Source organism: Maricaulis sp. (assembly GCF_048270265.1).
Lineage (GTDB): Bacteria > Pseudomonadota > Alphaproteobacteria > Caulobacterales > Maricaulaceae > Maricaulis.
This window is the reverse complement of record NZ_JBLWTD010000002.1, coordinates 111,324-123,857: the sequence shown is the minus strand read 5'-3', so window position 1 is coordinate 123,857 and position 12,534 is coordinate 111,324. Positions and strand designations below refer to the sequence as shown.

Genomic DNA, 12,534 nt, shown 5'->3' with positions numbered 1-12,534 from the left:
AATGAAGTGATTGACGACTATGACCGCCGCATATTGAAGCTGATCCAGGTCGATTCCGACCGTACCGTGCAGGAAATCGCCGACGCCATCGGTCTCAGCGCGACACCGACCGCCCGGCGCATGAAACGCCTGGCCGAGCAGGGCATTATCCGCCGCAATGTCAGCCTGCTCGACGCCGAGGGCCTCGGCCTGCGCGCAACCCTCTTCGTGACCGTCCGCACCAGCCGTCATGATGCCGAATGGCTGGGAAAATTCGCCGAGGGTGTCCGTCGCATGCCGGAAGTGGTGGAATTCTACCGGCTCAGCGGCGATGTCGACTATCTGATCAAGCTCTGCCTTCCCGATGTGCGGGCCTATGACGAGGTCTACAAGAAGCTGATCGCCATCGCGCCGCTCTCCGATGTCAGTGCCAGCTTTGCCATGGAGGCGATCAAGAACACGACCGAACTCCCGGTACAGTAGCCGGCGCCACGCACTGGCCCGGCCTGCGATGCATTAAATATGATCCCCGGATTAATCGGCCACCAGCCTTCAGGTCATAGACAGGGGTAAGCGCGCCCGCTGGCAGTCGAAAACGGCAAATAATGCAATCGCATGGAGTGAAAATGTTCAGTCGGACGAGCCGGATCACCAGCTCCCTGCGTGTCAAGATCACCCTGCTTGCCTGCGCCGCCTCCTTTGCCACGGCACTGGTGATGAGCGGGCTGGCCTATCTCCGCACGACAGAAATATCGCTCGACACCGCGATCGAGAGCCTTGCCGGGGAAAGCCGTCTTGCCGCGCTGCAGTTTCGCGAGACGTTCCGCAATCTGGGAAATGATGCGACCATCATCGCCCAGATGCCCCCTATCGGCGGCATTATCCGCAGTCGTGGAAATGACGGCGTCGACCCCGAGGACGGTTCGCTGACCGCGGAATGGGAGCAAAGGCTGGCAACGATCTTCACCTCGGTGATGCGGACCCATCCCTCCTACAACCAGATCCGCTATATCGGCGTCGCCGACAACGGCCGCGAGCTGGTCCGGGTCAATCGCATCGGCGACCGGTTCGAAACCGTGTCCGCCGAAAACCTGCAGGAGAAGGCTGGCGAGAGCTATTTCCGGCGTGGCGCTGCCTTGTCGCCAGGTGACGTCTTCTTCTCGCCGGTCACCTATAATCGCGAAAACAACCAGATCGATGCATCCCTGATCCCGACCGTGCGCGGCATCGTCCCCGTCTTCGGACCCGATGGCGAAATCTTCGGCATGATCGTCATCAATGCCAATTACGAGACAGTGCTCGCCGAGACCTTCCGGACGATCGAGCTGAACACAGACACCTTCATCATCACCCAGGCCGGCGACTATATGGAATACACGGCCGATGGCTCGATCTCCCGTCTGGAGCTCGCCAGCAATTACACCCGTCCGCCACCGGCCTTCCTGTCGCGTCTGCAATTCTCCGGTGGCGAGGCTGTCCTGGCTGAGCCCGACAGCATCAAGTATTTTGTCGACCTGCCGATCGACGACAGGATCGACCACGCCTCGCTCGGGATTGTCATCAGCGTGCCGCGCCGGGAATTGATGGCCCCGGTCTTTCGGACCCAGCGCCAGGGCCTGGCCCTCGGCGCCTTCCTCATCCTGCTCAGCAGCATCATCACCGCCCTGATCGCCAATCAGCTGACCAAGCCGCTGCGGCAGATGACACGGGAGATTTCCGGCGCCCGCTCCACCCTCCGGCCGATGCAGCTGCCCGTGACGGGTGATGACGAGATCGGTGAACTGGCCCGCGCCTTTCAGCTGATGACCGAGGGTCTGCAGGAGAATGAGGTCAAGACCCGCTCGATCATCAACAGTGTTGTGGATGGCCTGATCGTGGTCGACGAGTTCGGCAATATCGACAGCTTCAATCCGGCCTGCGAACGGATTTTCGGCTATCAGCCCGACGAATTGACGGGCCACAGCATCGCCATGCTCCTGCCGTCACACGCTGACCCGTCGGGCGACTGGCAACCGGATCTGTCCGCGCCCGGCGGCATCCGCTCGATCATCGGCATCGGCCGCGAAGTCACCGGTCAGCGCAAGGACGGGTCGACCTTTCCGATGGACCTGTCAGTCAGCGAAATCCTGCTCAACAACCGGCCGCTCTATTGCGGCATCGTGCGCGACATCACCGAGCGCAAGCAGGTGGACATCATGAAGGACGAGTTCATCTCGACCGTGAACCATGAATTGCGCACGCCCCTCACCTCGATCCACGGTGCGCTCGGCCTGCTCAAGATCAAGACCGCGGGCAGCCTCGACAGCAAGAGCCAGCAATTGCTCGAACTGGCCCATGACAGCTGCCAGCGCCTGACCATGCTGGTCAATGACATTCTCGACCTTGAGAAAATTGCCGCCGGCAAGATCGAATACCGGATGGAAACGGTCGAAATCTGCGGCCTTGTCTGCAAGATTGTGACACAGAATGATTCCATGGCTGAAGCGCGCGGCATCACGCTGCGGCGCTGCTGCGGGATAGGAGCGACCGATGTCCGTCTTGACCAGAACCGTTTCAACCAGGCCCTGGTGAACCTGCTGTCGAACGCGATCCGATACTCGCCGGAGGGCGGCGAAGTCACCGTTTCAGCGCGTCTCGGTGAGGACGACCATGTGCGGATCTCCGTCGCCGATCACGGCCCGGGCATTCCTGAAGCCTTCCGCAGCAAGGTATTCGACCGCTTCGCCCAGGCTGACAGCTCGGCGACGCGCCAGGAGGGCAGCAGCGGGCTTGGCCTCAATATCACCCAGACCCTGATCGAGGCCTTCGGTGGCTCGGTCAGTTTCGAGACCGAGGTGGGCCAGGGCACCGTATTCCACCTCGATCTGCCCATCTGCCCACGCCAGGAAGACGCGGCCTGACCCATGACTGATGAACTGAAGAGAATTCTCTATGTCGAGGATGTCGCCTCGATCGCCACGGTCGCGGTCATGGTGCTTGAGGATCTCGGCGGATTCGAGGTCCGACACTTCCTGTCCGGACAGGCCGCGCTGGATGCCCTGCCGGACTTCGCACCGCAACTCCTTCTGCTCGACGTCATGATGCCCGGCATGGATGGCCCCGAAACCCTGCGCCGGATCCGGGAATTGCCTGAAGGCCGGGGCCTGCCTGCGATCTTCATGACCGCCAAGGCGCAGGTCCATGAACAGGACGAATATATCGCGATGGGCGCACTGGGTGTGATCGTCAAACCCTTCGAGCCGATCTCGCTGTCGGACACGATCCGCGAAATGTGGAATACGCGCAGCGCCGTCACCTCGTGACGCGCCCGGCCCGCATGGCCGTCATCTTATATCGGGAAAATGGTGCACCGGGAGAGATTCGAACTCCCGACCCCTAGATTCGTAGTCTGAGGACAGCGCCTACTAACGCACCCCAACCAACCCGAACACACCCCACAAGGGACTGAAATCACTTGGCTTTGCAGAGCCAAAGTGCATCATCTTGCTCGTATCAACCCGCTCTCGCCCCACTTGGAGTGTTTCCGTAGTGTTTCCGTGAGAGCGCCAACCCTATCGGAAGGAAATTATGAGCAAGACATCAAAACGCCTAACCAACAGCCTCATCGAGCGCCTGCCAGCAACCGGCAAGGACTATCGAATTTGGGACGCTCACACGACAAACCTCAATGTCCGTGTTTCGCCCAGCGGGGTGAAGACATTCTACTTTTGTTATCGCAATTCTCGGGGCGCGTTGTGCTGGCCAAAAATCGGACGCGCGAACTCGATGACCGTCGACCAAGCTCGCCCGCGAAATACAAAGCAAGGTGGACCGTGGCATCGACCCCTTAGAGGAACGGCGAACGAGCGCGAACACGCCAACCATGCAGACCCTTTGGGAAGCCTACCTGGACCAACACGCACGGCCCAAAAAGAAGGCGTCTAGCGTTGAGCAGGATGAACGCCTGTGGCGTCTACATCTCGCTCCGCGGTTCGCGGATCAAAAAATCGAAGCGGTCAGCCTCGCAACGATCCGGAAGTTTCACGCGGACATGAAAGGCACACCCGGATCAGCCAACCGGGCGCTCGCGTTGTTGTCAAAGATGATGAGCTTCGCTGTGGATAATGAGTGGCGGTCTGACAATCCTTGCCCCCGGGTTCAGCGCTATCCGGAGCGGAAAATGGAACGCTACCTGACTGATAGCGAAACGAAGAAGCTTTGGACGGTGCTTGACGCGGATGAGGACCAATGTGCGGCGACGATCATCAAAGTTCTGCTGCTCACTGGCGCGCGTAGAAACGAGGTCCTGACGATGCAGTGGTCCGACCTCGACCTCGCACCAACGGCGGCCAAATGGACGCTACGGGCCGGACGGCAGAAGGGCGAGCGCGCTGTTCATCGGGACATGGTTCGCCCACTGGACCCGCTAGTCGCCGACCTTTTGCTCGCCTGGAAGCGGAGCCAGACCGTACCATCTCTGCGCTGGGTTTTCCCAAGCGAGCGAAAACTTGGCTCACACCGCACCTGTTTCAAATATGCTTGGAAGCGCATCCGCAAAGCCGCAGGAATAGAAGATGTGCGGGTTCACGACCTTCGCCACTCCTTCGCCTCGTTCGCGGTGAATTCGGGGGCGTCGCTTGAAGCGATAGGCGCGGCGCTGGGACACAAGGACGTTCGCACTACGCAGCGGTATGCACATTTGACAGACCGCACCGTGCGCGCTGTCGTGAACGCTGTGAGTGCTCGCATATCGGATCGATGAATCTCTACGGTCAGCAGGATCCAACCGCTCTAAAATAGTAGGTTAGTACGCTCCAATTGATAACGCCTCACTGTATAGGTGTCTGCGATATAACTGACCGTACGGATGCAGTGGACCCGTACGGAATCCTTCTGCAATTCGAGCGCAACTTCACGCGCATCGGCGTCAGTCATAGCAGGTCCATCGTACTGAAACGGTGCGAATGGATCTGGTTTCTTCTCTTGGGCTGCAGCCGCTGTTTCGTCAGGCGGTTCCGGCATCCATTCAATCACCTCGAACTCTCGCTCCCAGCCCCCCTCATAATGACGACCTGTCTCCACCTCGATTTCCACGCCTTCGGAGATTTTCCATAGACCGCATCGAGAGGCTTTGTGGAAAAGGGCCACGTTTCTGGCATCCGTGTCACCCTGCGCAGAAGGATAAATGATACCGTCCAGAGCTGGGGCAGAAGTCGACGCTAGAAAATCCGCTACCACTTGCGTTGGCAGATAGTCGAGCACCTCATCGTTCGGCATCACAGGCCGACTCATTCGCTCGCAAAGCTCCGCAAAGAACGCCGCCCGCTCTACCTGGTGCGCGTAATCGGGATCGTAAAAGCTGCCGCTCCGGTCGATCCGCTTCAGGGCCGTCAAGTCCAACAAGCGTAAGGTGCGAGTGAGCTTGAATCTCCCGATCACCACGTAGGCCCCAACAGGTGGCCTAACTTCCGTCTGCGCTAGCTCCTCAGTGGTGGCACCGTAAAACATTGAAATGCCCCACGCGTTCATGCGCCCCGCCCTTGCCAACCGTGAAGGAGGGGGGCCGAGATGCAAATCCGGTCGACCGAGTGCCTCCTGCAACTCATCCTCCGCCTGAAAGACCCGAGCCCGGTACAATTCAGAAATTGGCTCCTCGGGCCCAACGCTGAAAATTACTGCATCGCCCTGAGAAGTATTGAGCTCCGCGAGGTCAGCAAACAGCTCGGACAGATACTCAGCCCATACCTGATTGAAAAACCTGGTGTTGGTCTTGAGAGAATGCTCAAATGCGTCCCAGGTTTCCCGCCAATTCCGAATATCAGGACCACGTTCCTCATAGTAGGAATCTTCTGCAAATTCGGTTTCTTCGCCCATTTTGGCGGCTTCGAAATCGTCGAACCTATCCTCTAGTATGGCATGAATATCGCGTGCCGCAGCTTCCGGAAATTCGGCTGAGTTGGTGATCGCCCAAACCACCGGCTCCCCATCCCTATCCCAGTCATAAGAGGACTCGCGGTCTCTCAACATCATGAACTGAAGGTCAGTCGGCTGATCAGATGTGCGTATGAAATGATCTTCAAAGGCCTGCTCAACCCTCTCCGCCAACTCCTTAACCGTAAACGACCGAGAGGCCTTCTCGCAGTAGTGGCAGGTCCGCCGTTCGCCGTTGGAACGAACATCGACAGACAGATATTCGTCGCCAATGCACTCATGACAGAGCGCCCTCTCACCGATCTCGTCCAATGACACTGTCAACCTCGCCCCCACCTGACTCGACGCTGGGATTACTTCCTAAATTGAACCGACACCCGCGACTGACCTTCAATTGCCGGGCAGCGTTAACCGCCTATCGCAATCCAGCGTAAAGAGGCTCTGCTTGAACCCGGACCCATTGAAAAGGGGCTATATGAGCGAGCGCTTGCCACACATCGTGCTCGATCATTAAGTCGAAGTCGACCTCACCTTCACTGGTCTCAACTCCTTTACCCAGAGAACTAAACATATAGATGATTGACACCTGAGAATCATGACAAGCCTCGGACAGACGGTCATAGTGCTCGAGTATACTTTCTTTCTTCGCCCACCTCTGCTCTTCAAACAAGCGTCCGAGACCACTTTTCATTGCATCGCCTGACGATATTCTAGCGGAGCGCGCAACGCCAACTTTTGGCTTTGCGTGTTTGGCAATGTGGAGCTTCGATAGGGCTGCCACGTTCTTGTACAGTTTTCGCTTCACGTCATTACTTGTAAAAAACGAATCGACAACAACATCGACAGAACCAGCACCATCAAGCAATTTAAAGTACATCAACGAGTTATAAGCAACACACGTCATCAATGCCCTTGCAGCCAACGTTGCGACAGGCCAAGCGCTTTCATCTATCAATCGTATTGCCGTATCAAAAAGACACAAAACCCTATTATGTGAGCACCGTAATACATACAGCGCTTTGTTGGATACATTATGATCAAATAGTGGCCCGTGCCAATAGTCTACCAAATCTCGACACGCGAGCGCTTGTGCACGTGCGCTCATCGTACTTTCCACGAGGGAATTTGAGCCCATTTCACTCCCCTTACGAAAATAAGCCCTAATCAATATCCAGCTTCGGCAGACCCCGGACGATCTTCATCGTTTCGAGGCTGACGGTGATGACGCGCTGGAAGAGTTTCAGCGGGTAGGCCGGGTCGTTCATGGTTTCGATGGCGTAGCGGTTGGCGTCGTTGACGATGCCGCTGGCCTTGTCAGTTTTAACGACCTGCCGCTCCATCACCCAATCCAGCGCCGGTTTGCCGTTGACGACATAATCGTAGGCTTCGAGCGGAACGCCTTCCATGGTGATGTTGGAATTGTAAATGACGCGGGTCTTGTCCAGGTTCGGACGCTTGCCCGCGAATTTCATCTTGGTGACTCGGTAGAAGGCCTCCGGGTCGTCGACCTGCCACAACCCCTCCTCACCATTGGCATAGCGGACCGGATAGGGCTCGACCTCTTCGTAATTGACATGCAACTCCCCCAGCGCGCGCCCGGCTTTGGAGAAGGCCCAGAAGTCCTCGGCGCGTTTAACGCAGGGGATGCGAGGCAGCTCTTTTGACAGATTGTCAGCGTAGCGCGCACGGTAGCCCTCGGAGTGGAGGAGGCCGTAAACATAGTAGAAAATGTCTTCTTTCGAGATAATCTCACCGGGATATGCCCCGGCGAGCCTCTTCAACCCAGCATCTGTAATGCCATCGCGGCTCTGATATTCAGCGCGCCCAGGCAACTGAGAAAACATGTCCGCACGATTCTCCCCATTGAAGTCATAAACATGAAGTGGAAAGCATTGGTTTGTCGACGGCCCCTCACGGGAAGGCACACAATCACTAATGAAACAACTAAATGGCACCGCTGCACTTACACCGGTGACCCAGATGGCTAGGTTGTTTTCATTCCCGGTTGGATAAATGCGCTCGACTCGATAACGGTTCTCATTATAAAAAGCATCGTAGTACAACCACATTTTGTTGAACGGTCGATACATCGATCGAACAGCCTTTTTTGGATCGAATTCAACAAATTTCCCCCTCTTGAAATTTTCATTCAATCGCCAAGACCAGCTAATTTTTGTCGCATCGTTCAGGTTCGATCGGTTTGGGTTCGTTAAACTGTCGCGATAAAATTTCACCATCTCTCCCATGTTCTCCAACACACCACTTTTAGAGAAATTGAAGCACCACGGATCTCTATTGGACTTTACCCCATTTGAGAAATCGCAAAATATGGACTCGTTATTCTTTCCTTTGTCCCCCATAGCGATGAAGTGTGAGAAACTCTGTTCACGCTGCCCCAACCAATCGCCATGTTCATCAGGTACAATTTCCTGCCAACCACCCGAATTGCTCACCCCTTGCAGGCTACCCAAGCGCTCCAAAGTCGAGAGCTTCTCTGCACATTTCAAATCTCTGCCTATGTAATGATATTTAACTGAACGGTCGTCAGGCTCGCGCGAGCACTTCACCAATATAGTGATTGCGATCCCGGTCATGCTCCCGGAACCGAAAACGTTCTCGCCTTCGCCGGCACTTCCTTTGGTCGCCATATTCTTACGAATATCACCACCCAAATACACTACATGGATCGAGGAAAACTCGTTTGCGATGGTCTTTCGAAAGCCATCTGCGGCCTTTGACGTAATCCACCCCCCGTTTGAAACAAACGCGACGACTCCGTCATCTTCAATTCTGTTTGCAGCCCACCGGAAAGCCCGAAAGTAATTGTCATACAGGCTTCTCGGATTACCGCTCGATAACTTCACGAATGTCTTCCGGATAGATTCGTCCAAGCTCCGGTATTTTACGTTCTGCGCATCGTCGTTGGCACTCTTCTGCCCCGCAGAATAGGGCGGGTTTCCGATCACCACCCGAATATCGAGCGCCTTCTGCTTCTTCCGGCGCTCTGAATTGTCCGGCATCAGCCGGGCGACCATGTCCTCGGCCTCATACATCTGGAAGGTATCGGTCAGGCAGATGCCCTCAAAAGGCACGTAGTCGTCCCCGCCCATGATGCCGTGATAGACGGCCTCGATATTGATCGCGGCGATGTAGTAGGCCAGCAGCACGATCTCGTTGGCGTGGATTTCATGCCGGAACTTGTGCTCCATCTCCTCCGACTTGATCAGGCCGGATTGCAAGAGGCGCGTGATGAAGGTTCCGGTGCCGGTGAAAGGGTCGATGATGTGGACGCCTTTCGACCCCAGCGTCTGGCCGAACTCGGATTGGAGGACCTCGTTCACCGAGTGGATGATGAAGTCGACGATCTCGACCGGCGTATAGACGATCCCCAGCTTCTCGGTCGTGCGCGGGAAGGCGCGGCGGAAGAACTTGTCGTATAGCTCGACCACCAATTTCTGCTTGGCGTTGGGATCGGTGATGCCCTGTGCCCGGCGCTGGACGCTGGCATAGAAGTTTTCGAGGTCCTTGGACTCCTTGTCCAGGTTTGCCTCGTCGAGCACTTCCAGGACCCGCTGCATCGCGCGTGAGACCGGATTTTCCTGAGTGAATTTGTGCCCCTCGAACAGGGTTTCGAAAACGGGACGCGTGATGATGTGCTGGGCCAGCATCTCCACCGCGTCGTCCTCGGTGATGCTGTCATTCAGGTCATCCTGCAATTCCTCGACGAACTCATCAAAGGCGATGCGGGCTTTCGTCTCTGGCGTCGCCAGAATGCCCTTGAGACGCGTGATGTGGTTCTGGGCGATCTCGGCGATATTGACCGCCCAATCTTCCCAATAATCCCGCGTGCCGCACTTCTTGACGATCTTGGCGCGGATCGCTGCCGTAAATTCGTCCAGTACGAACGCCATCTGCTCCGGCTCTCGGACGCCGCGGCCACCCAGCGGGTCATGATGGCGATCATCATCGCCCGATGCCGCGCCCGAGCCGATTCCAGCATTTTCTGCCTGCGCCGCCTTCTGGGGGAGCTGATCCGCGACAGCAACAATTTCGATGCGCTCGGACACATCCTGGCCGAGGCTCATCTGGTTGATTTGGCCGTCCACGCGATCATCGTGCGCACGCAGGGCATTGAGGATTTGCCAGATGACGCGATATTTCTCGTTGTCACTCAGCGCCTCTTCCGGGGCCTTCCCGGCCGGAATCCCGACCGGAAGAATGACGTAGCCCATCCGCTTGCCTTCGGCCCTGCGCATGACACGTCCTACGGACTGCACCACGTCGATCTGAGATTTGCGGGGGTGCATGAATAGGATGGCGTCGAGCGCCGGCACATCGACACCCTCTGACAGACAACGCGCATTGGAGAGAATGCGACAGGTCTCGTCTCCCGCATCGGCTTTGAGCCATTCCAGGAGGCGGCCACGATCCTTGGCATTGTACGTGCCGTCGACGTGGTCGATCTCGCAATGAAGCTTCACACGCTCGGCGTCTTCGTCGTCATTGTGCTTCAGGTATTCGTCGACGACCTTGGCGAATTCGTTCTTGACCATTTTCGAGGTCTTGATGTCGCGGCAGAATGCGAGCGCCCGGCGCATGTGCTGACCGTCTCCGGAGAGGTCTTCCTGCAAGTCGGCCTTCGTCAGCGCCTTGTAACAGCCGATGATCTTCGTCGCGTCGTCGAGCTTGATCTCGCTGTCAGCGTCCTGCAGCCGCCACTGAACCGTCCGGCTGATGATGCTCTCGTCCACGGCCAGCACGATGACTTTGTAGTCCGTGAGCAGGCCTTTCTCGACAGCCCAGGAGAAGCCGCGGGCGAACAGCGTCTTGCCGAACAATGCCTCATCGTCCATCGAACACAGCTCGACAGAAGCCTCGCTCGCGCGCGATTTTACGGCATTACCATAGATACGCGGCGTCGCGGTCATATAGAGCCGCTTATGGCCTCGGACGTGCGCCTGATCGTGCACGCGGATAAAATTCGACTCGTCCTCGCCATCGATCTTCGCCCCGGTCGTGCGATGGGCTTCATCGCAAACTATGAGGTCGAAATCGGGCAGGCCGTGATCCTGCTGCGCGCGCGTGATGACCGGCAGGGACTGATAGGTGGAAAAGATGACGGTCATCACTTCGGGATCGGCAGGAGCCGCCTTTTCGGCCAGTCGGTCCGCCTTGGTCGTCGCCGGGAAGGCGAGGTCGTGGACCTCGATATCCGCGTAGTCGTCACTCTTCGAGCGCTTGCCGACCTTTACATCCGAACAGACCGCGAAGGAGCGCAGGGGCACGCCCGCGTCAGCCGTCCATTCACGCACGGTCTGCGACATTAGCGCGAGGGATGGCACGAGATAGAGAACGCGCCCGCCCTTGCCCGCCAGATGCTCGGCGATTTTGAGGGAGGTGAAGGTCTTGCCGGTGCCGCAAGCCATGATCATCTTGCCGCGATCCGCGTCTTTCAACCCGGCATCGACCGCTTCTAGCGCCTCGACCTGATGCGGCCTCAGCGTTTTGCGGACCAGTTCGATCTTGTTGTCGCGGTCGAAGATATTCCAGTCGATGGGACTTTCGGCAAGGTCCGTGAGGCCAATACGGTTTGTCGGAATGGCCTGACCGTCCAGTGCACCCTCTGCATTCGAAGACCAGGACACATCGGTCGTATCGACGATCAAACGACGGACAAAACCAGTCTTGCCGGACGCGGTGAAGAAGCTGTCGATATCACGCTTCTGGACCGAATAGCCCGCCTTGTAGAATTTGCACTGGATCGCGCAGAACCCGTCTTGGTCGCGAACCTTGGCGACCAGATCGATGCCGGTGTCCGTCTTGTCGAGCCCCTGCATTTCGGCCCAGTCCGCATAGGTCCAAGCATCCGAGAATTGCTGTTGCTGCATGGGGTCGTGCTTGAGGTAGGCCAGCACGAAGCGCTCGAATACGTACCCTTCTCGCGCTCGGTCCGTGCCGCGTCGCGGTAGGACTCAAGCAGTGCGTGAACCGATGAAATCATTGCGCCCCTCGCAAACTCATTTTCTGCCCGAATATTGGCCATGAATCGGCCTGCGGGCGAAGCGTATGCCGCAGACACTCTGCGCGTCTGCCAATCCAAAACCAATTGCAACCCGTGCGGTTAGCGTGACCATTGCGCAGTTTTGACGCATCGCCAAGTTGGGACACCCACCATGGGCGACCTAGGTATGGGGACAAAGTGCATTCCCGGAATAAGTTCTCGTTGAGCAACGCCGGTTGTCGCGCGCCATCGATTATGCTGGGAGCGACAACCTCTTCGAACAATTAGCAATTTACTAAAACCCTTTGTTCCATAGACTTTTTTCCCGACAAGATTGGGGCAACATATTTACACATCACGCGATGTGCGCTGGGCTCGCTTGTGCACCCTCTCCAAATGAAAGCGTTGGACCGATCCGCGTCGTCTAAACCATCCGGGGCAAGCTCCTGAGCGTGACGACAACCCATCAGCACTCGGGGCGATCCAGGCCTCACACCATCACGATCCAAGAAAGAGATTGAGAGAGGCATTTGGTGGATGGCTCATAACCTCCGCTTCGCTCCGGTCAGGTGTCCGGAGTTTCGGCCTGACCGCCTTCGGCGGGCCTTCACACCGGACGACCTGCGGTTCTTTAGGATAAGAGC

The 12,534-nt window shown here is 57.1% G+C and carries 6 protein-coding genes and 1 pseudogene; 4 read left to right on the top strand and 3 right to left on the bottom strand.

Features of this window, described 5'->3' with window-relative positions; all coding sequences use genetic code 11:
- The first annotated feature begins 9 nt into the window (after nt 1–9).
- The 4 genes from ACN0YF_RS02245 (at nt 10) to ACN0YF_RS02230 (ending at nt 4,720) form a co-directional block, all read left to right on the top strand.
- Nucleotides 10–462: an Lrp/AsnC family transcriptional regulator gene (locus tag ACN0YF_RS02245; protein WP_417493192.1), complete on the top strand. Its 453-nt coding sequence runs from the start codon at nt 10–12 to the stop codon at nt 460–462.
- 143 nt (nt 463–605) lie between these two features.
- On the top strand, nt 606–2,879 hold the full coding sequence (locus tag ACN0YF_RS02240; RefSeq protein WP_417493168.1) for an ATP-binding protein: 2,274 nt from the start codon (nt 606–608) through the stop codon (nt 2,877–2,879).
- Between the two features lie 3 nt (nt 2,880–2,882).
- Complete coding sequence (locus ACN0YF_RS02235; protein ID WP_417493167.1) at nt 2,883–3,281, top strand: response regulator; 399 nt, start codon at nt 2,883–2,885, stop codon at nt 3,279–3,281.
- Nucleotides 3,282–3,841: 560 nt separating this feature from the next.
- On the top strand, nt 3,842–4,720 hold the full coding sequence (locus ACN0YF_RS02230; protein WP_417493166.1) for a tyrosine-type recombinase/integrase: 879 nt from the start codon (nt 3,842–3,844) through the stop codon (nt 4,718–4,720).
- Between the two features lie 29 nt (nt 4,721–4,749).
- Here ACN0YF_RS02230 and ACN0YF_RS02225 read toward each other — a convergent pair whose 3' ends face one another.
- The 3 genes and pseudogenes from ACN0YF_RS02225 to ACN0YF_RS02215 all read right to left on the bottom strand — a co-directional run bounded on the left by ACN0YF_RS02225 (nt 4,750) and on the right by ACN0YF_RS02215 (nt 11,890).
- Nucleotides 4,750–6,201, bottom strand: a complete 1,452-nt coding sequence (locus tag ACN0YF_RS02225; protein ID WP_417493165.1) for an RES family NAD+ phosphorylase — start codon at nt 6,199–6,201, stop codon at nt 4,750–4,752.
- Between the two features lie 103 nt (nt 6,202–6,304).
- Nucleotides 6,305–6,994, bottom strand: coding sequence for a hypothetical protein (locus tag ACN0YF_RS02220; protein WP_417493164.1), 690 nt, complete (start codon nt 6,992–6,994; stop codon nt 6,305–6,307).
- 55 nt (nt 6,995–7,049) lie between these two features.
- Nucleotides 7,050–11,890: pseudogene (locus ACN0YF_RS02215) on the bottom strand (DEAD/DEAH box helicase).
- Nucleotides 11,891–12,534: the final 644 nt, after the last annotated feature.